Origin of the sequence: Streptomyces sp. NBC_00285, assembly GCF_036174265.1 — a bacterium.
Lineage (GTDB): Bacteria > Actinomycetota > Actinomycetes > Streptomycetales > Streptomycetaceae > Streptomyces.
In genome coordinates, this window is the sequence record NZ_CP108055.1 from 1 (window position 1) to 17,972 (window position 17,972).

Genomic DNA, 17,972 nt, shown 5'->3' on the forward strand with positions numbered 1-17,972 from the left:
CGCCGTCACGAACGTGCGGGGGCAGAGCGTGACGCCGCTCCCCGAGTTCCGAGCGCCGTTGGTCTAAGTGTGCTGGTCAGGGGTGGGTTCACTCACCCCTGAAACACACTATTATTGAAGTTGTTCGGGGGGTGGTGGCTCCACCCCCCGACCCGCAGAGACCAACAGCGAAGGGGATCACCGCATGACTCAGCAGTACGCCGAGCGCGCTACGAACCTCGCCCCCACGGGGGCCCGTAACGCCGACCTGTCCGACCTGGTCAGCATCCTGGAAGCCGGGGAGCGCCGGAAGCTGGACATCATCGCCTCCGTGTCCGCGCTGCGGATGCGTGAGGGAAACATCCACGTCGAGGGCGTGGAGTCCCAGATCAGCGCGGCAGGTGTGACGGCCGTCGATGGCATCTACCGGCCGACCGCCGTTGCCGACGAGGGGGTTTCGGACAAGCTCCGCATCCCGCTCGCCTACCTACGCCGCATGCGCGCGGAGAACGTCCCGCTGCTGGACGAGAACGTCAACGCGTGGATGCGGCAGGAGCCGGAGCGCCGTTTCATGCTCCGCGCGTTCCGGAGCGAGAACGGCCCCGGCATGCCCGGTGAGGGTGTGGCCCGCGCGCTGCTGTCCGACAGCTACAAGCTGATGGACAACCTTGACATGCTGCTGGCCGCCCTGGACGGGGTGGAGAAGTCTGGGCACCCCACCCGGATCACGGGGTGCGACCTCACCGACCGGCGCATGTATGTGCGCGTCGAGTCCGAAGCGGTCGCGATCCAGGCCCGCAACCTGCTGCGCGGCTACCGCTCCCCGTTCGACGGCCGCAGCGGTGACGAACTCCCGATGATCTCCGCAGGGTTCGTCATCACCAACAGCGAGGTTGGTTCGGGGGCGTACACCATCACCCCGCGCGCGGTCATCCAGGTGTGCCGCAACGGTCTGACCCAGACCAAGGACGTCATGCGCGCCGTGCACCTGGGGGGCAAGCAGGACGAGGGCGTTGTGTCCTGGTCCGGCCAGACCCAGCGCAAGACGCTGGAGCTGATCACGTCCAAGACCGCCGACGCCGTGCGCACGTTCCTGTCACGGGAATACGTCGAGGCCAAGGTGTACGAGATGGAGGCCGCCGCCGGGAAGACGCTGGACGAGCCGACAAAGACCATCGAGCACGTCACCAAGTCGCTCAGCATCGGCAACGAGGCCAAGGACCGGATCCTTTCCCACTTCATCCGGGGTGGGCAGATGACGGCCGGGGGCGTGATGCAGGCTGTCACGTCGACCGCGCAGACCCTCACCGACGCCGACCAGGCCGCCGCCCTGGAAGCGCTCGCGGTTCCCGCCCTCACGGCCGCCGCCGCGCACGGCTGACAGACCCCCGTGCGGGCCGGGCAACTCCCCCAGCCCAGCCCGGCCCGCACGGGTCCGACCGTCCCAGAGCGCGGAGCGCGCGACCCAGCCCCGCAGGGAGCGCGGAGCGCGCCCGCCCCGCCTCTGCCGCGTAGCGGCAGCGCGACGCGTCGACGGAGCCGCCCGCGCGCCCACAAGAAGCCCGTTGTGCCCAGGGGCGCAGTGCAGCCGGCCTCCGTCGCCCACCGCCCCGCCCCGTGAGGAGTCCTCATGTCTGCACGCCCGGAGATCACCCACCCCGGAGACGACGCCATCGCGGCCGCCATGAGCCGCACCCTGACCGCCCTTTCCGCCGTGTTCCAGGCACTCGGAGACGGTGAGCACACGCTGAACCTCGTGGCCGAGCGGACCGACAACGCGTTCGTCACGGGCCGAACTGATCTCTCGATCGGCATGGAGCCGCTGCGCCTGGCCGTCCTGGACGAAGACGAGTTCTGCGCCCTGCGCATGCTGCTGGTGTTCGCGCTGGAGGGCAGCACGATGCGCAGCGCCGTCCTGATCGCCACCACGGCCGCAGAGCCCACCCCCCGCGCGTGCGGCTGGTCCGTGCGTGACGGGTGGCTTCACCCCATGGACACGGACGAACTCCAGGCCGCCGTCATTCCGTGCCCCGACGTCGCCGCCGTAGAACGTGAGGTCTACCCCGCCCCCGTTCTCATCCAGCTCCCCGACTCCGACGAGGAGGCCCCGCATGCCTGAACCGGAGCTCCCACGGCCCGACAACGCCGCCACGGCGTCCGCCATGGGCCGCGCCCTGCACGCGCTGACCGCGTTGTTCCCGGCCCTCGGAGAGGGAAGCCACGAGCTGCACATCAACGCCGAGCGCACGGACGGCACGGAGGTGAGCGCCGACCTGTACGTGACCGTCGAGCCGGGATCGTGTCACGTGGATCACTCCGCCGAGGAGTACGTGCAGTTCTTCGTACTGCTGACGTTCGCGCTGGAGAACAGCACCGTGCGTGACGCCGTCCTGGTCGCCACGACCGCCGACGCAGGCATACGCACGTGCGGGTGGGAGGTACGGGCCGGATGGCTGCACCCCATGGACACAGCCGAACTCCACAAGGCCGCCACGTCCCTCCCCGCAGACGACGCCGCGCCGCACGTGGTCTGTCACGCCCCCGTCCTGCACCGCCCCCACGGGACCGCCGAGGAGCGCTCATGAGCGACAAGCCCGCCGTCACGCCGGACGGCTACTGCACCAACACCAAGCCGGTTTCCGGCACGATCGAGCAGGTCAACGGCCATGCGCTCGGCGGGAAGTTCTTCAAGATGCACGGCCGCCGCTACGCGGACTGTCCCTGTGGCCGCCGCCCCAGCCTGACCGACCGGGGCACCCTCCGCCGACACAAGCCGCCGAAGGAGTAACCCCCGCAGACGCCGTCCACGCCCCTCCCCCGGTACGGGGGCGTGGACGGCCGCCCCGGCCAGCGCGCCACTGGCCGACTACCGCCCCGCGCCCGCACCCTCCCCTTCGGCGAGTGCGGGGCGGCACGCCCCCTCAGCCCACCCGGTCGAGTCCCGAGGAGTCGCAGCCCATGACCAGTCCGATCCTGACCATCGACACGCCCGCCGGCCCCGTGCGCGCCACCGCCGGCCCCCGCCACGCCGACGCCGTCGTGTTCGAGCTGGGCGGAGCGATGCGCGGCAGCGTGCACGTCACCGGCACCACCGACCCTCACCGCTGGGACCAGTTCACCGCCGTCCGCGCCTGTCTCGGCCCCGTCAACGCCTTCAAGACCACCGCCCCCGACGAGGACCTCCCGCGGCCGCACCGGCTACCACGGCAGCCTGACCCTCTACCGCGACAGCACCGGCCGCCCCGGGGTCTCGGTATATCCGCTGCCGTCCGCCGCTGATCACCCGCCATCAGAGAAGACGGAAGCGGTACTCACCGCCGTCCTGCGCGGCTGCGCCGAGCACGTCGCGCAGCGCGCCGACCTGCCCGCGATCCTGGAGGCCTCACGGCAGCGTGACACCCCCGGCCTGCTGCGCTTCCTCACCTGGTCCGCCTCCTGCCACCAGGCCGAAGCCGTCCGCCTGGAGCGCGAGGCCCGTACCGCGCTCCCGGAGCGGAAGGCCGCCGAGGCCGCATGGCGGACCGCCGCACGGTGGCTCTCTTTCTCCCCGGACCCGGTCCTGCTGCTGATGCTGGCCGACCGCCCCGACTCACTGACCCAGAAGATCAGGGGGTTGCAGTGGTGGGCCCCCTACTGCGTCAGCGCGGCCGCCGAGGAGCACGAGCGCGCCCGCCGCGCCCAGGAGGAAGCCGACTCCCTGCGTGCCCAGCAGCGCAGGCGCCCGCGCGGCCGCCGCCCGGCCCTGGTCGGCACCCCCTGACAGACGGAGGAAAGCGCAGGTCAGGGGCGGGTTCACACCCACCCTAGAAACACTATTATTAAAAGTGCGAGAGGGGCGTCACAAGTCCTGCCCCGCCCCCTCTCGCACCCGCCCCGGACTGAAGGAACCGCCGTGACCGAGCAGCTCACGTTCGCCGCCAACACCGGCTCGTTCGGCCGCCGGGTTCTTGACCGTCAAGATCGCAGCACCTGTTACGGGGTCGTCTGGCACGACCCGAACGGCGTCTGCGCGTGGGTGGCCGAGTTTCCCGGCAACCGCCCCGGCAGCGGCGGCATCCCCGGCTTCACCAGCCGCACGTGGGCCGCGCGGTTCCTCTACCGCTACTGCAAGCCCGAGCCGTCCGGCCGCCCCTGACCCACCGCCCCTCACCCCTCGCCCACACGCTCAGCCCGTGATCCCGGGGGCGCTTGACCACGAAGGCTCCCGAGATGGCCCTGAGTACCGGCCGGCAGTACGCCCGCACCCTCGAAACCGGCGACCGCTACATCACCACCGACCTCGACAACACACGCCACGAGATCACCGTCTTCACCGTCACCGAGCACCTCGACGACTCCAACTCCGTCCGCCACCAGTACGCCGACCCGGTCGACCACGCGCACTTCACGTACTCGGCCGTCGTGCACGTCACCTACCGGGCGCCCCGCTGCCCCCACGGCCACGACTGGCGGTGGTGCGAGCGCCTCCCGTGCGTCGACTGCGAGTGGCCCGACGAGATCGACACCGCCTACATGGGCAACGCACCCGCCCGTACCGCCGCGTGACCATCCGACACCGAAGACAGGAGCCCCGATCATGCGTTGGCTGATGAGCCTCGGTGAGCGCACCCGCCCCGATGCGCCGACCTACGCCGAGGACCCCGCCCCCGACCAGGCGCGCGCCCTGGCCCTGGTCGACGACTTCGCCCACCTCTTCACCGTTCTGCGGGAGTGGCGGCGGGAGTACGGCGAGGAGCTGACCGCGTGGGCCGTACAGGTCGAGGCCGACAACGTCGAGAACCTCCCCGCGGAACTCATCGAGCAGTGGGAATGGGAGGGCGCCCCGGTCCGCCTCGACACCGAACGGGGCGGCTACGTGAAGGTGTCCGACTACCGCGAGGTGCCCGAGCGCCCCGGCATCAGCGCCCGCACCACCACCGGCCTCCCTCTGTGGACCGCCGCACCCTGACTCGTCCGGCAGGCCGCTCGCGTCGCTCACCCCCCCTGGAAGGAGAAACCGTGTCCGCCGGACGCCACTTCGGCATGGTCATCAGCCGCTTGCCCCGCTTGACGTACATGGCAACGGTCCTCGCCTCTGCGGACTGCCGGTTCGTGTGCTCGACCTGCTACACCGACTGCTGGGCCATCCACCGGCTTCACGGCGAGACCGCATGGATGTGCTCGCAGTGCGCCGATCTCAAGGACAACGGTCTGACGCCCGGCCCCCGCAGCTTCCACACCCAGCCGCCCCGTCCGCTCCGGGTGGGTGAGCAGCTGCGCAGCCCTGAGGGCGTGTGGGAGGTCACCAGCTCCCAGCGCGTATGGACGTGGGGAGGCCGCCCCCTCCAGCAGCAGGCCTGCGTGTATGTCGTCACCCGCGAGGACGGCCACGAGGAGGAGTGGCGGGGCCACGACATGGCCGACTTCCACCTGATCCCGGCCGAGTTCGAGCACATCACCCGGTCGCGCCGCAACGAGCTGGGCAGCGCGCTCACGGCCGCCGGCCTTTCCTGGGAGGACAACGGACGCCGGGCCACCCCACGGCGTCTGACGTACACCGTCACCGGCCCCCCCGGCCGCCAGTGGTCCATCCGGCCCGTCGCCGGAATCGACTTCGACCCGTGGCAGCCGTCGAATCTGTGGCGGGCCGTCCGAGCCGCCCCGCCCCACCAGAGCCCCGTCATGTCCGCCCGTGCTCTGGCCGACCACATCCGGGAGAGCCCCACGTGAGCGGCCAGCTGCGCCCATGGCGCCCGGAGGACTTCGACGACCGGTGCGAGACGTGCGGCGCACCCCCAGGCCAGCTGTGCCACGCATGGTGCGACACCGGATACACCGCCGAGGACGCCCGCCGCGATGCCGAGATCCACGACCAGGGCACGCGGAACCCCGCCCCGAGCACACCCCCCAGCCATCCGAAGGAGTGAACAGAGCGCCATGACATGCGAGTTGATTACACAGGAGCAGTTCAACGCGTTCGCCGACGAAGTGGCGCGGGAGCTGGGTACGCACTGCCGTACGGCCGAACTCACCAACTACGACGGCGGTTTGGGACGGTTCATCGTCGACGGAGACGGCCGCGCCCTGCGCCTGTGCCAGCCCGACGACCGCCACCCTGACCGCTTGAAGATCCACGCCGCACTGCCAGACGAGACCAAGATGATCGCACCGTCGATCGGGGTCACAGCCCGCAGCGCCCGCCACGTGGCCCGTGAGATCACCCGGCGGCTGTACCCCCTGCACGCCGAGGCCGCACAGCAGGCCGCCGAAATCGCCGCACGGCAGGAGGCAGAGGAGAGCAGCCGCCGCGCCGTCACCGAAGCCGTGGCCGGCGCACTCCCCGGGGCCCGGATCGACGAGCAGTACCGGCACACCCGGATCATCTGGCAGCACGACACCAGGCCGCCCGGCGAGCACGGCCCCGTCCAGGTCGACAGCGCCACCGTGCTGGTCGGCCCCTCCGGTGAGAGGGTGCAGGCCGAAGCGTCCGGGCGCCCCAGCTCCGTGATTGCCATGCTGGCCGCGTTCACCCTGGCGTCACGGGAGTGAAAAAGAGCAGGTCAGGGGCGGGTTCACACCCTCCTAGCTCACACTATTACTAGTAGTGGGCCGAGGGGGCGCCGTCACCTCCCCCCTCATTCACCGGCTGACAGCCCCCTTCCCCCTTCAGTCCCAGGAGTTGCCATGCTTGGAACGCTGCGCCGCGCCCTGCGACCGGCACATCTGCGCATTCCCGCCCGCCGGTTCGCCGCCGGGATCGCGGAACTGCCGCCCACCGCGCGCGAAGCATTCGGCACCGACGTCACGGCCGGGGAGGCCATCGCCTACAACCGCGTCCGTGTCGCCACGGCGACCGCAGTCGCTCTCTACCGCAGCGGGCACACGCTGCCGCTGTCCGACGACGACCTGGACGACGCGGTGCTCGCCCTGGACTTCCCCTACTCGGCCCCGAGCACGGAGACCCGCGCGTCCATCCGTGCCGCGCTCGCCGTCCTGGACGCCGACTACACCGTCACCGTCACCCGCTGACCAGCCATCCGCCCCGTCCGTGGGCCGCCCCGACCAGGGCAGCCCACACGGAAGGAGTCCGGTGTTCCTCGTCGTACCCGACCCCGCTCACGGACTCGTTGCCGCTCCGCAGTCCTCAGACGACCTCACGCCCGCCACCGAACAGTCCCTTGCCGCCCAGGGCTTCGCCTGGAACAACGAAATCGAGGCGTACACCCGTCAGGCCGATCACGACCCCGCGGCCGTGGACGGCACCGCCGGCATGCTGCGCGAGCTGGGCCACTACGTCTTCTCCGCCTACAGGCCGCTACCCAGGCGGTGACCCCCGCCCGGCCGGCCGCCCCGCCACCTCCCGCCCCTTGCGCAGAGGGAGCTCCGCCATGCCCCGACGCCGCACCCAGCAGCGGCCCGTCCGGTATGCCGCCGCCGAGCACGAGGGACGCCACCAGGTCGTGGACCAGCTCCACGGGTACGCGCTCAGCAGCCACGCCACCCGTGCGGCCGCCGAGGACTCGGCACGCAAGCTGACCGCCAACCCGACGGCCGCGATCGAGGCCGTCGAAGAGCTCGACGCCGCCCAGTGGGGCCCGGCCGCCACCGAGCGCCGGATCCTGCGCCGGTACGGGTACGGCTTCAGCCTGCGCCAGGACGAAATGCTGTCCCTGTGCGGGGAGTTCAGCCATGACCGGCTGGAAACCCTGGTCTCCGGCGGCCATCTGGCCATGGTGTTCAGCCCGGCCGGTCTGCCGTACTACACCACGCCCGAGCGGTACGCCCATCTGTCGCCCCGCTGGATACACGACGGCGCCGAGTCATTCCCGGCCGGCGACGTCGCGCGCCTCGAACGCCCCCGCCCCGCACTGGAGTTGCTGCCCGCCCGCACGCGCTACAAGCCGTGCGAGATGCACGGGATCACGCTGTGGCGGTGCCTCATCTGCGGGCCGCGTGAGCGCTTCGAGTGCCAGTGGGGCGAGTGCACCGCCAACCGCGTCACGGCCTACTGCGAGCGCTGTGTGCGCATCGATCCCCGGCGCACCTTCGCGCTACCGCCCCGCCGAGAGCACGACTGGCCGTAAAGCATCAGGTCGGAGGGGGTTCACTTTCCATCAAGAGACACTATTATTTGCATTAAAACGCCTGCCCGAGGAGGACTCCCGCGATGAACACCGAGGAACTGGCCGCATCCCTGGCGGCGCCGACCGCGGCGACGGTGCGCGACGCGCTGCGCAGCCTCACACCAGCAGCTCTGGACGCGCTGGCCGTCGAAGTCGTGGAGGCCACCGAGGAAGCCTGGCGCCAGATCGTGGTCAGCCGGGTCGCAGCGTTTGCGGCCACCCAGCCTCGCGGCGGTCGCGCGCCCGTGGCGGCCTACTTCACAACGATCGAGCGCATGAGCACGGACGGCATGTCCATCGAGTGGAACCCGTTTATGGCGGCGCTCACGACCAACGAGGACATCCCCGACCTCAGGAACACCCGCACCATGGTGCGCGTGGTGCGCCCGCCGGAGACAGCGCTGGCCAGGAGATCGCCGACCCGGAGCTGGTCACAGCGCTTGACCAGCTCGCCCTCCTGGACCCTCCCAACCACGAGGACTTCCTCCGTGTTCACCTGCCTCATCGACGGGCAGCTCGCCGTCAACAGCCCGGACCCCCGTCTCGCGCTCGCTCTGCCGCACGCGCCGGCGACGTCGCGGACGGCGACCTGCTCCTGGCCGCGGTCGGCGAGGAGGGAGCCGACTACTTCGTCACCCCCTACATCGCCCACCCCGAGCCCTTCGACCCGTCGTGCGGCTGCGGCGTGTGCTGCCTCGTCACGGCGCCCGGCGAGGTGGTGCTGCTGTCCCAGGGCGATTCCTGGGAGTCCTGCGATCCCTGGCCCGCCGACGACCGCCTACTCATCGTCTCCGCCCAGCGGCTGACGGACCGGCCCCTCGAGGAGTGATCCGCCATGCCCCGTACGACGTACACGCCGTCACTGCCCGGCCTCAGCGCCGCCGACGACGACCTGGACACCATCATCAACTGGGGTGCCGGCGCTGACTCCTCGGCCTACATCGCCAAGATGCTCACCGCCCCGGATGCGCACGGCATCGACCTCGACCGCACCGCCGTCCTCTACATGGCCACCGGCAGCGAGTGGCCCGAAACCCGGCTCCTGGCCGATATCGGTAAGTTCGGCTATCAGAACCTGCGCAATGGCCGACCTCTGGATGTGGCGAAACACCATCCGGGCCATCACGGCACGTCCGGGTGCGTTGCTCATCTCGCCGCGTGAGAACGCACGTGTCCTGAGTGCCTGCTCTGTGGCCGCGACAACTTCAAGGAGCGGGGGGGCCGTATATGCGTGCTGCCTGGCGCATCGGATCGCTCGCCGTACTGATGGCCTTCGGGGTGACCGCGGCCAGCTTCTTGCCAAGCGTCTCCATTTCTCCATGCATCCGGCTGAAGTGATCCGTCAGCTCAGTGTATGCACCGCTCGGCACAAAGTAGGGCAATTTGAGTTCGCCACCACCTTTGGCACGCCATGGCAGGTCAGACTTAAAACCTCTTCCGAGCGATTCGATCCGCTCGAAGCCAGCAGGGACATGAGCGGCGAAAGTTTGCAGGCCATCCCCGCGAGGATGGGGGAGTCTACGTACCAGATAGCTCGCCAGGTCTTCGCTTATGGTCAACTCCCTAACTGGGATTGAGGTGATCTCCACTTCATCCTCTCCAGCTCTCTGGTAGAGAGTTTCCCGGTTGGCTTTGGCGATGCTTGGCAACGCGATACACCAGATGCACTTTTCGAAAAAGAGCCGCAAGACACGTGCCTCGTTGCCAGAGATGCGTGGTGTCGCGGCTAGCTCGGCCAGGAACTTCTTCAGCTCGGAAGCTTTCTCGGCGGTGAGGCCCTGATCGTCGAGATCGCGCTCGTAGCTGTCGAATGTCCGCCCGACCACATGCTCCAGGACGGCACAACGGCGCAGCACGGCCTCTTCGACGGTACTGGCGGGGCTGTCTGCCGCTGATGGCACGAAGGTGTTTGCCGGCGATGGAGTGACGGCTCTTTCGGCAAGGCCCTTGCCGACGCTTACAGCGCTGCTCGCGAATCCCAATGTGAGGCTGGTCCAGACTTCTCTCCAGAGTCCTGGATTCGTCTCGTAATCGGGCACGCGGCTTTCCACAGCGGCCACCGCGTAGCCAAGCGGGTATGGCACGACGATGGTGGGGATCGTGACGATGCGGCTGCTGTTATCGGACTGTTTGCCGAGGAGGGGCTTGAGGAATCGTGATGTGACCCGCTTGGTGATCATCGAGGTGGCAGCCGACGCGAGCGGGCCGAGAGTAAGTTCGATGAGTACGTCGAACAGAATGTCCCGCAAAGTGTCCGATTCGGCAATGTCAGGGTTTTCGAGCTGGTCGAGCCGGACGTCGCGGACCTGACCAGCTGCCGCGATCACCGATGCGGCAACCTCTCGAAGCGACCGGATCTGCGCGTGCCGTTCGAAGCTGAGCCGATCCTTTAGATCGCGGATAGCAGTGGCGTCGACTGTCATGGTGAGCGCCTCGGGTCACATGGTGAGGTCTGCGCGGTTGGCTGACAGCACCACCAGGTTGGTCGGTACTCTTACGTCCCACGGCGCGCCGCGTTTTACGCTGCCGATGGCGTAGGTCGTCGTCGGGCTGGTTGGTCCCTCGTAGTTCCGGTCGAGGTCGAAATGTTGGCCTCCGGCGGCGAAGCTGACGATTTCGTAGCGTTCTCCGTCGATGAAGATTTCTCGCCCCACGTCGCGGTTGGTGATCCGCTCGTCGGTGTCGACGAGGAGGGCCTGCGTGTTGCCGTTGGTTAGGTTGAGGTGGCCAGAGCCGCGCAGCACGTCGGGATGGGCGTCCTCCAGTAACTCCAGCCACATGTCTGAGTACTGGAGGCCAAGCACTTCCGCGGGGTTAGTTGTGACCAAATCCCGGGCGGTGGGCGGGATGCGCTGCAGCGGTTCATTGGGATCCCACTCATCCAGCCGGTCCTGCTGCCATTCAGGCAGCGACGGCTCACTGTCGAGGTAGGCCAGAACACGGGCTTCGTGACCGGCGGTGATTGGGACGATGACGCGGGCCGAGCCTGCTCGCAGGAATGCTTCGTGCTTGGGGTCGTTCGGGACAGAGAGATGCTGGCGCAGTGGCCAGGCCGCAGTGCGGCCCCAAAAGTAGGGTTCGAGCACATAGCTCATCTGATCCCACTCGAATGACTGCGCGAAGAACCTCACAACCGGCGCCTGCTCGTCCGCGGCAACTGGGTCGAGTTGCGGAACTCCGTCATATTGCACGACGGCGTCGTAGGTGTACGGTCCGCCGCGCATCAGCCCTATCGCCCATTTCTTGAGTTCGTCGCGTTCAATGGCACGGTTCTGTACCGAGGGTCGGCCGCCGAAGAGAGGGACACTCGGCGTACCGAACCGGGCCTGACTCAACGACTCCCGGTACCGTGTCTCCAACACCTCGTGAGCCTGCAGAAGCCGCTGGTAGGTGTCGAGCTGCCAGCGTGCAAACAACGCTACGCTGCGGCGGCACTTGAGGTAGACGTTCATGGTGGCCGCGTTGTCGTAGGCGTTGGCGAAGCGGACGGTTACCGGGATGCCATGGTCATCGGCGACGCTGGGCATGGCAAGCACGAAGGATGACTGATAGCTCTGCAAACCGTCGGCGTCAGAACCTCCCTCCAACTCAACACCAGAGTCGAGGACGACCTCCCCGCCCACGGCGAGATGGGCATGGAATTTGTTGACTACATTCCCGGCGCCGCGACCTCGGCCGGTCGTCGCGTATCGGCCGCTGATCGGCTCGTAACCCACCGGCACCTGAAGTGCCTTACCGACCGTGACCTCACCTTCGTTGTCTGAGTCCTTGATCTCGATAGCGAAGGCGTCCCCGATCTGCATCAGCAGCGGTGGCGGAGCGGCGACGTCACGCGCCCCGTATGACTCGGTGAGGCACAGATAGTTCGCTTCGGTAATGTCGTGCGGACCGAAGGCGAGAGGCAGCGGCTTAGGTACGTCCGGCCGTACCGGCTGCGCGGCCTCGATGAGCGACAAGGCCGGTTCTGGGATCGAGAACTCAATCATGAAGCGCTTGCCGTATTGGTAGAGCTGTAGCCGCTGCACCTTCTCTACCCACCGGTAAACGCCGGACCGTGCTTGAGGCTGACCTCCTCCTCCATCGGCCGTGTTGTTGATCGTGTGGCTGGTGAGTTCGCGGATCGTGTCGGTGGTCACCGTGCGGCGCAACTCCCGAGCGCGTTCCTGAGTGCGGGTCACCGCTTTGCTGACGACGTCCTGTGCGGTGCGGGTCGCCGACCGGCTGGCCTCCTCCTCCGATCGACTCAACTCGACCCCAGCCGATGTATCGACGTTGGTGAGTCCGTACTTGCCGGAGGTATTGACTCCGGCTCGGACGGCAAAGTCTGTGGAGATAGAGTTACTTGATTCCGCCTGCAGCTCGAACCGGTCCGTCGTTTCCAGCTCGTGTTCGGTGGTCGTCTCTGTCGTGGTCTCGTTTTCCACTGTCGCTTCAAGTCGGTGAGAGCGCTCGTGCTCGCGGGTTGTACTCTCGCCAGCGAGGACGTTCTCAATGTGCGAGATCTCGCGGGCCTCATAGCCGACCAGGTCCTCGCGAACGACGAGCAAATCACCCCACCCAAGGGCTGTGATCGCCGGGCGGGCCTTCGTGGTGGGTCTCCTCGGTTCAGGGAGCTGCTCGGTGAGCGATTGCTCATACACCCGGATCTTTCTACACAGGTCGTTGGCAGTAGCGAGCTTGGCTTGCAGGTCGACCTGTAGATCGTCGATGAAGTCGCCGAAGTTCGAGAACGTGCCTCGATCCTGAAGGAATGCGGCGAGAACCGTCCGAGCGGGTGCGCGGAGGCGCGTGCCGAGCGCAGTAAAGAACCCATCGTCGACGGACAAGTCGCCAGAGTCGTCGAAGAGAAGTGTTGCCTTCACCATGATGGTCTGCAGTGCGCGGGCCTCGGCCACGGCCGCATTCCTGTCCTTCCTGACGTCGACCTGCTGGGCTGGCTGTTGCGCCTTGGGCCCGCCGCCGTGGCCAGTTCCCAGGACGCTAGCTGGCGTTCGCCACGCAGAGGGGACGACCAGCGGGATGGTGAGCAATGCCGGACCGTCAGCCACGGCGTATGCGCCAGCACCGATCCGCCGAATTACCTCGGCGAATCGCAGCGCGGCCTCGTGTGCCGTCATGAGTCGGACTGGCTCCGGATCGCCGGCGCGCTGCCGGAGCTGCAATGCCAGCCAGGATGCAATCAACCGATCATGGGCGGTGCCGAAGTGCCCAGTATGTGCGTATTCTTCCACGGACGCTGATTCGCCAAGGACTTCGACCGTCTTGTCCTGGAACTTCGCCCGCGGCTTCTTGGTGAACTGAGACGCCAGGTCCACCCATGGCACTTGCTCTCCCAGTTCACCCTCGTCCCAGTACGGCAGCCTCTGCGCTGCGTCGGCGAGATCCTGACCCGAGCTGCGCCACAGCCTGCCGACCGCGTCTAAGGATCGAAAGTGCGATCCCCCAGGGTTGCGAGGGGTCGGCTCCAGGGTGCGCCGATTGTCCGCACCGCGGAGACTGACCAATCGAAATACCTCATTGGTGGCGCTCATATTGATCCTTCCTGTTGAAGTAGAGCTTGCCCTGTCTCGCCCAGGCTCCTCCTTCCGTGCCGACGTGTACATAACGGATACATGATTGATTGTTGATGTTTTGAAATAGGTGGTGACTGTGGGATGCTGCACCGCCATTGTGAGCGTCGTTCGAATACCAAGGGTCGTGTTTGGCCAAGAAATATCCGGGGTGCAGGGCCCGGCGTTCTCGTGAAATGCTGCTTTCGTTCCTCGACGGTTGACGGCCCGTTGGCTCTGCCGCTGGTCCCGACCGGCGAGGTCGAGATCGTGCCGCCGGAGCCAAGCAGGATGAATCGCGAGAACGCTGGGGCTCTGTCCAGGAACCCCTGTCAGTGATTGATGCTCGGCTACGTCGAAGGGCGGAACGCCTGTCGGCGGGAGAGTTCGGCGGCGTAGTCAGCCCTTGTGGAACCAGCCTCCTTGGTCCACTGCTCGGCACGGCTGATGTGAAGCCCCAGCAGGCGGCTGAGGACGACGGCCGGGAGTTCCGAGGAGAGCTCCATGAGTGTGGTGTTGCGGGCGGGCCGTGCCTTGATACCCAGGGCGGTGAGCTTGCGCATGAGCTGTCGGCTACTGATCGGCTGTCCGCCAGCCGTGCCCGGGAACAGCCAGGGGTGATCGTCACTGCGTCCGAGAGTGGAGTACCCGTGCCGCTGCTGGACGAGCTCCAACACGAGGGAGTCCAGCGGTGGCTGCAGGTCGGTCGGGTGGGACCCGAGTGCGAGCGCAACCGCGTCCTTTGTACAGGTGACCTGGTCCAGGCGGATCCGGGAGGTTCGACTCAGAGGCTGGGCGAACAGCAAGAGAAGAAGGCCCGTGACGCGGGTGGCGGTGTCGACCCCGTCTCCCTTCACGAGCCGGCGGACGTGGGCCCATCGTTGATCTTGCTCAATGAGGACCATCGCCGAGTCCTGAGGCGGGATCGGGATCACGACGTGGTGAGCGTGGCGATTGCGTACTGACCAGACCAGGAAGGTCCGGGCGAGATAGCGAACCCAGAGGTCAGTGGCCAGCCAGTCGTCGATGTCGTGTTGGGTGCATGTGGCCAGGCTCGTGCCGCGGGCCCGGAGCCATTCGATCAGTTGGATTGCGGCCTTGACCTCACGGCGGACGACAACCGCTTGGTGCAGCGTGACGGGCCGTTTCTCGGCGTCTCGCCGGAGCCGCCGCAAGTGGTGCCAGGTGGCGAAGCCGCGGACGACCTGACGCTCGCTTACGTCCTCGATTCGGGCGACGGCCCGGGGCAGCCATCGCTCAAGTTCGGCGAGGCGCTCGTCGCGAGCCGGAAGAACACCGTCGGCAGCCAGGGCTGCTCTCAAGTGCCGGACTGCTTTGACCGGGTGTCCAAGGCGGTCGAGGAGGTCGTGCGTCACGGGCCCCTTCGCGGCAGCGAGAGCGGCCAACAGACGCCGCGGAACGGGTTCACGAAGCCAGTACAGAAGAGAGAGCGGATCGCCCCGGTGTAAGCATTGGAACACCGGTTCCAGGTCCGCTCGGACGGTGCCGTCCGGCCCGCCGAGCAAGCCGGTCAACTGCCGGTTGAATGCACACGAGTTGCAAAGCCCGTGGTGATAGAGCCGTTCGAGGGCACCACACTGGACACAGTTGCGTCTGGCGATGGGGTGCTTGTCGTAGCAGGACCGGCAGAGTGCTTCCCCGTTCGGGCCGCGTCCAGTGAGCGGCTTGGCCGTGCCACAAATGTGGCACGGCACCGGAACCCGAATGCAGCTGTGACAGAGAGGCCCGCCGTCGGGCAGCCGGGCCTTCACCGACCGTTCGTTGCCGCAGCGGGAGCACGTCTCGGGCGGCCGCAGCTGGTTGGAACACGCCTCGCAGCGGGGCGCCTCGCTCTGGGCGAAGTAGCAGGGCCGGGTCCGGCCGCAGTCCGCGCAGACGGCTGTCGGTGGCCGGAAGCATCGTCCGCAGAGTCGCTGGTGACCGTTGCCGCGAACGATGTTCGCGGTACGTCCGCAGCTGGTGCGTGGTTGACCGGGTCGGCTCGGGTGCAGGGGTGACACAGCGGCTGGTCGTCGACAGTTCTGGTGGCGACCGGCTTGGTTCGCCCGCAGCGCGAGCAGGGCAGGAGGCGGAACTTCTCGTAGCAGGCGCGGCAGGCGCGTTGGCCGTCCAGGCCGTGGCGGAGCTTTCGGTCGGTGCCGCAGAACGGGCAGGCCGGCAGCACAATGTTCCGGGCGCCGCGGGCCAGGAGGTCTTCGATCAGGAGGATGAGCTTGTGCGGCCCGTGGGCGCCCTCTCCGGTCAACAGGCGGAGGTTGACCTCCAGGGCCAAGGCCAGCTGACGCTGCTGGGCGGGCATCTGGCAGATTGCCCGGACCGCGGCGGCCACCTCATCCCGGGCGAGGCCGGGGTCGACTGCGGCAGTGTGGTCGCAGACGACGTCGACGGGGTCCTGGTTACCGGTGTCGGGATGAAGGGCACAGCGGGGCTGGCCGAGGCGGTCGTGGCTGGCGGCATACGCGGTCCGGCCGCAGATGACGCACGGGTTCGCAGCCGCGGCCTGCTTCATCTGGCAGTAGGCACAGATCCGCTGGTCGCCGTCGAGGTTGGGCAGGCGGTGCTGTTTGCCGCAGTGGGCGCATCTGGGCAGCACGACCCGAGTGGCGCCGACAGCCTGCAGGGCCCGCACGAGTTTCTGGATAGCCACGGGTCCCTCGGGGCGACCGGACGTGAGCAGTTCGGGGTCCCGGCTGAGGGCCTCGGCGAGCTTGCGGTGACGGGACTTCATCTTGGCCGTCGAGGCGATGGCCTCGGCGACCACGGCCGGGGAGAGCTCGGGTTCGATAGCCAGGACGACCTCGGCGATCAACGCGGTCGGCTCGGTGAGGAACCGGGGAGGCTGGTCATGCTCCTGGGGCACGCGGGGCCTACTCCTTCACGATGCGGGCCCGCGTCGGCCGGAGGCCGCCGAGTCCGCCGTGGGTCTCGGCGGCGTCGCCGGCCGCCTTGCGGCGCTGGGCGGCGACGGCGACCGGCTGGATCAGCTCTTCCATCGAGCAGCCGAGGATGTCGAGCAGGGCCATGAGTGTCTTCAGGCTCAGCCGCTCGGGCCTCTCCACCACGAGCCGGTAAGTCTGGCTGGGGGACAAGTCGATGCCCCGCTCGGCCAGCAGTGGCCGTAGGTCGGTGGTGGAGAACATGCCGCGGGTTGCCATGACCTCGCGCAGGTGCCAGCGGTAGTCCAGTTTTGCCGTCATGTCGTATCCCTACTGGTCAGCGGTGAGTGCACGGTCCAGGACCTTCCGCATCATCGTGTTCATGAAGTCCCCGCTGACCCCGGTGTAGATGGCGGTCGTGGAGGCATAGAGATGTCCGACCTGTTCCTGGATGAACTTCGGGTCGGCTCCGTCCTCGATGTTGTGGGTCACATACGCATGCCTGAGGCAGTGCGGAGTCAGATCCTCATCCATGCCCAGGGCGCCGCGGTATTCGGCGAACCGGTCCTCGATCTCCCGGGGCTGGAGCCGGCCGCCCCGCTCGGTCAGCCAGAGGGCTGGCCGGTCGCTCGCGCGGTAGCGGGGGCGGAGGTTGAGGAGGTAGTCCTCCACAGACTCGACTGCCCAGGGCATCAGGCTGAGCACTGTGCGGCGACGGGGCGGGGATCCCTTGGTCCGCTTGCCGTAACGGACGTGCAGGGCGCCGAACTTGCCCAGCTCAGGAGCCTTCGGATTCTTGTAGAAGTCGGTCGTGTCCAGACGGGATACTTCAGTCGCGCGCAGGCCCCAGCCGTAGATGGTCTTGAACACCGTGGCGTCGCGGTAGGCCGCCATCGCCCCCTTGCGGCCCAGTCGGATCGCCCGTTCCACCTGGTCGTCTGCGTAGTCGAACAGTGCCTGGCATTCCTCACGGGTCATCGGCCGCCGGTCGGCGCTGCCCTCGTACTCGGTGAGGTGGGCGACGGTGTTCCACTCGTGGCAGATCTGGACCGGATGGGTGCCGAAGCGTTCCTCACAGATCTCCGGCCACTGGTAGTACGGCGAGGTAATGTAGTCGCAGAACTGCCGGATGGAGCCCTGGTAGTTGCGGATAGTCGACTCGGCCCGGTCGCCCGCAGCAATCAGTTCAGTCATCCAGTCGTCGAGGTCACCCGCCGACCACGTCCACGGGTACTCGTTGGCGTACTCCATGAACCGGCGTACCACTGACAGCCGGTCACCGATCGTCTTCGGCTGCAGCCGCCTGCCGCCCCGCTGCTGGCGCCGCCACCCTTCCAGCATCGCGTCGAACACCGCGTCCTCAGGGTGAAGGAGGGCGACGCCGTCGACCAGGATCATCCGGCCGAGCGGGTCATCCGACCCCGAACGAGCCACGCTGCACCCCT

24 protein-coding genes are annotated in these 17,972 nt (G+C 67.8%); 17 read left to right on the forward strand and 7 right to left on the reverse strand.

What is annotated here, in order from left to right:
• Nucleotides 1–184: 184 nt before the first annotated feature.
• The 15 genes from OHT57_RS00005 to OHT57_RS00075 all read left to right on the forward strand — a co-directional run bounded on the left by OHT57_RS00005 (nucleotide 185) and on the right by OHT57_RS00075 (nucleotide 8,042).
• Nucleotides 185–1,360 (forward strand): DUF932 domain-containing protein, encoded by a 1,176-nt coding sequence (locus OHT57_RS00005; RefSeq protein ID WP_328743706.1) that lies wholly within the window; start codon nucleotides 185–187, stop codon nucleotides 1,358–1,360.
• 249 nt (nucleotides 1,361–1,609) lie between these two features.
• Nucleotides 1,610–2,098, forward strand: a complete 489-nt coding sequence (locus OHT57_RS00010) for a hypothetical protein (protein WP_328743707.1) — start codon at nucleotides 1,610–1,612, stop codon at nucleotides 2,096–2,098.
• Nucleotides 2,091–2,564: a hypothetical protein gene (locus OHT57_RS00015; RefSeq protein ID WP_328743708.1), complete on the forward strand. Its 474-nt coding sequence runs from the start codon at nucleotides 2,091–2,093 to the stop codon at nucleotides 2,562–2,564. The genes OHT57_RS00010 and OHT57_RS00015 overlap by 8 nt, the downstream gene beginning before the upstream one ends.
• Nucleotides 2,561–2,767 (forward strand): hypothetical protein, encoded by a 207-nt coding sequence (locus OHT57_RS00020; RefSeq protein ID WP_328743709.1) that lies wholly within the window; start codon nucleotides 2,561–2,563, stop codon nucleotides 2,765–2,767. Before OHT57_RS00015 ends, OHT57_RS00020 begins: the two co-directional genes overlap by 4 nt.
• A 170-nt stretch (nucleotides 2,768–2,937) precedes the next feature.
• Nucleotides 2,938–3,258, forward strand: coding sequence for a hypothetical protein (locus OHT57_RS00025; protein WP_328743710.1), 321 nt, complete (start codon nucleotides 2,938–2,940; stop codon nucleotides 3,256–3,258).
• Nucleotides 3,259–3,547: 289 nt separating this feature from the next.
• Nucleotides 3,548–3,739, forward strand: coding sequence for a hypothetical protein (locus OHT57_RS00030; protein ID WP_328743712.1), 192 nt, complete (start codon nucleotides 3,548–3,550; stop codon nucleotides 3,737–3,739).
• Between the two features lie 132 nt (nucleotides 3,740–3,871).
• Nucleotides 3,872–4,114 (forward strand): hypothetical protein, encoded by a 243-nt coding sequence (locus tag OHT57_RS00035; RefSeq protein ID WP_328743714.1) that lies wholly within the window; start codon nucleotides 3,872–3,874, stop codon nucleotides 4,112–4,114.
• Between the two features lie 74 nt (nucleotides 4,115–4,188).
• Nucleotides 4,189–4,524, forward strand: coding sequence for a hypothetical protein (locus OHT57_RS00040; RefSeq protein WP_328743715.1), 336 nt, complete (start codon nucleotides 4,189–4,191; stop codon nucleotides 4,522–4,524).
• Between the two features lie 31 nt (nucleotides 4,525–4,555).
• Nucleotides 4,556–4,927: a hypothetical protein gene (locus OHT57_RS00045; protein WP_328743717.1), complete on the forward strand. Its 372-nt coding sequence runs from the start codon at nucleotides 4,556–4,558 to the stop codon at nucleotides 4,925–4,927.
• Nucleotides 4,928–4,977: 50 nt separating this feature from the next.
• Nucleotides 4,978–5,688, forward strand: a complete 711-nt coding sequence (locus tag OHT57_RS00050) for a hypothetical protein (RefSeq protein WP_328743719.1) — start codon at nucleotides 4,978–4,980, stop codon at nucleotides 5,686–5,688.
• Nucleotides 5,685–5,885, forward strand: coding sequence for a hypothetical protein (locus OHT57_RS00055; RefSeq protein WP_328743720.1), 201 nt, complete (start codon nucleotides 5,685–5,687; stop codon nucleotides 5,883–5,885). The genes OHT57_RS00050 and OHT57_RS00055 overlap by 4 nt, the downstream gene beginning before the upstream one ends.
• A 10-nt stretch (nucleotides 5,886–5,895) precedes the next feature.
• On the forward strand, nucleotides 5,896–6,507 hold the full coding sequence (locus tag OHT57_RS00060; RefSeq protein WP_328743721.1) for a hypothetical protein: 612 nt from the start codon (nucleotides 5,896–5,898) through the stop codon (nucleotides 6,505–6,507).
• A 135-nt stretch (nucleotides 6,508–6,642) separates the two neighbouring features.
• Nucleotides 6,643–6,987: a hypothetical protein gene (locus OHT57_RS00065; RefSeq protein WP_328743722.1), complete on the forward strand. Its 345-nt coding sequence runs from the start codon at nucleotides 6,643–6,645 to the stop codon at nucleotides 6,985–6,987.
• Nucleotides 6,988–7,048: 61 nt separating this feature from the next.
• Complete coding sequence (locus OHT57_RS00070) at nucleotides 7,049–7,288, forward strand: hypothetical protein (RefSeq protein WP_328743723.1); 240 nt, start codon at nucleotides 7,049–7,051, stop codon at nucleotides 7,286–7,288.
• 58 nt (nucleotides 7,289–7,346) lie between these two features.
• Nucleotides 7,347–8,042 carry a hypothetical protein gene (locus OHT57_RS00075; protein WP_328743724.1) on the forward strand — a complete coding sequence of 232 codons (696 nt, stop codon included), beginning with the start codon at nucleotides 7,347–7,349 and terminating at the stop codon, nucleotides 8,040–8,042.
• A 52-nt stretch (nucleotides 8,043–8,094) separates the two neighbouring features.
• On the opposite strand, the gene OHT57_RS00080 is transcribed toward OHT57_RS00075, so the two are convergent.
• Nucleotides 8,095–8,301 (reverse strand): hypothetical protein, encoded by a 207-nt coding sequence (locus OHT57_RS00080; protein ID WP_328743725.1) that lies wholly within the window; start codon nucleotides 8,299–8,301, stop codon nucleotides 8,095–8,097.
• Between the two features lie 81 nt (nucleotides 8,302–8,382).
• On the opposite strand from OHT57_RS00080, the gene OHT57_RS00085 reads away from it, so the two are divergent.
• Together OHT57_RS00085 and OHT57_RS00090 are read left to right on the forward strand one after the other, a co-directional pair.
• Complete coding sequence (locus tag OHT57_RS00085; RefSeq protein WP_328743726.1) at nucleotides 8,383–8,910, forward strand: hypothetical protein; 528 nt, start codon at nucleotides 8,383–8,385, stop codon at nucleotides 8,908–8,910.
• 6 nt (nucleotides 8,911–8,916) lie between these two features.
• Entirely contained in the window at nucleotides 8,917–9,243 is a 327-nt protein-coding gene (locus OHT57_RS00090) for a hypothetical protein (RefSeq protein WP_328743728.1), read from the forward strand.
• Between the two features lie 43 nt (nucleotides 9,244–9,286).
• On the opposite strand, the gene OHT57_RS00095 is transcribed toward OHT57_RS00090, so the two are convergent.
• The 6 genes from OHT57_RS00095 to OHT57_RS00120 all read right to left on the reverse strand — a co-directional run bounded on the left by OHT57_RS00095 (nucleotide 9,287) and on the right by OHT57_RS00120 (nucleotide 17,961).
• A complete protein-coding gene (locus OHT57_RS00095) occupies nucleotides 9,287–10,504 on the reverse strand; it encodes a hypothetical protein (RefSeq protein WP_328743729.1) in 1,218 nt (405 codons plus the stop codon).
• Nucleotides 10,505–10,519: 15 nt separating this feature from the next.
• Complete coding sequence (locus OHT57_RS00100; protein WP_328743730.1) at nucleotides 10,520–13,612, reverse strand: hypothetical protein; 3,093 nt, start codon at nucleotides 13,610–13,612, stop codon at nucleotides 10,520–10,522.
• A gap of 368 nt (nucleotides 13,613–13,980) precedes the next feature.
• Entirely contained in the window at nucleotides 13,981–15,165 is a 1,185-nt protein-coding gene (locus OHT57_RS00105; protein ID WP_328743731.1) for a hypothetical protein, read from the reverse strand.
• Between the two features lie 233 nt (nucleotides 15,166–15,398).
• On the reverse strand, nucleotides 15,399–16,511 hold the full coding sequence (locus tag OHT57_RS00110) for a hypothetical protein (RefSeq protein WP_328743732.1): 1,113 nt from the start codon (nucleotides 16,509–16,511) through the stop codon (nucleotides 15,399–15,401).
• Between the two features lie 7 nt (nucleotides 16,512–16,518).
• Nucleotides 16,519–16,848: a helix-turn-helix domain-containing protein gene (locus OHT57_RS00115; RefSeq protein WP_328743733.1), complete on the reverse strand. Its 330-nt coding sequence runs from the start codon at nucleotides 16,846–16,848 to the stop codon at nucleotides 16,519–16,521.
• A 9-nt stretch (nucleotides 16,849–16,857) separates the two neighbouring features.
• A complete protein-coding gene (locus OHT57_RS00120) occupies nucleotides 16,858–17,961 on the reverse strand; it encodes a tyrosine-type recombinase/integrase (RefSeq protein ID WP_443053389.1) in 1,104 nt (367 codons plus the stop codon).
• Nucleotides 17,962–17,972 lie beyond the last annotated feature (11 nt).

Bases quoted from the DNA above. Each gene is read 5' to 3' on its own strand.
- OHT57_RS00005 (WP_328743706.1), top strand. From the start codon at position 185: ATGACTCAGCAGTACGCCGAGCGCGCTACGAACCTCGCCCCCACGGGG.
- OHT57_RS00010 (WP_328743707.1), top strand. From the start codon at position 1,610: ATGTCTGCACGCCCGGAGATCACCCACCCCGGAGACGACGCCATCGCG.
- OHT57_RS00015 (WP_328743708.1), top strand. From the start codon at position 2,091: ATGCCTGAACCGGAGCTCCCACGGCCCGACAACGCCGCCACGGCGTCC.
- OHT57_RS00020 (WP_328743709.1), top strand. From the start codon at position 2,561: ATGAGCGACAAGCCCGCCGTCACGCCGGACGGCTACTGCACCAACACC.
- OHT57_RS00025 (WP_328743710.1), top strand. From the start codon at position 2,938: ATGACCAGTCCGATCCTGACCATCGACACGCCCGCCGGCCCCGTGCGC.
- OHT57_RS00030 (WP_328743712.1), top strand. From the start codon at position 3,548: ATGCTGGCCGACCGCCCCGACTCACTGACCCAGAAGATCAGGGGGTTG.
- OHT57_RS00040 (WP_328743715.1), top strand. From the start codon at position 4,189: ATGGCCCTGAGTACCGGCCGGCAGTACGCCCGCACCCTCGAAACCGGC.
- OHT57_RS00045 (WP_328743717.1), top strand. From the start codon at position 4,556: ATGCGTTGGCTGATGAGCCTCGGTGAGCGCACCCGCCCCGATGCGCCG.
- OHT57_RS00060 (WP_328743721.1), top strand. From the start codon at position 5,896: ATGACATGCGAGTTGATTACACAGGAGCAGTTCAACGCGTTCGCCGAC.
- OHT57_RS00065 (WP_328743722.1), top strand. From the start codon at position 6,643: ATGCTTGGAACGCTGCGCCGCGCCCTGCGACCGGCACATCTGCGCATT.
- OHT57_RS00075 (WP_328743724.1), top strand. From the start codon at position 7,347: ATGCCCCGACGCCGCACCCAGCAGCGGCCCGTCCGGTATGCCGCCGCC.
- OHT57_RS00090 (WP_328743728.1), top strand. From the start codon at position 8,917: ATGCCCCGTACGACGTACACGCCGTCACTGCCCGGCCTCAGCGCCGCC.
- OHT57_RS00095 (WP_328743729.1), bottom strand. From the start codon at position 10,504: ATGACAGTCGACGCCACTGCTATCCGCGATCTAAAGGATCGGCTCAGC.
- OHT57_RS00100 (WP_328743730.1), bottom strand. From the start codon at position 13,612: ATGAGCGCCACCAATGAGGTATTTCGATTGGTCAGTCTCCGCGGTGCG.
- OHT57_RS00115 (WP_328743733.1), bottom strand. From the start codon at position 16,848: ATGACGGCAAAACTGGACTACCGCTGGCACCTGCGCGAGGTCATGGCA.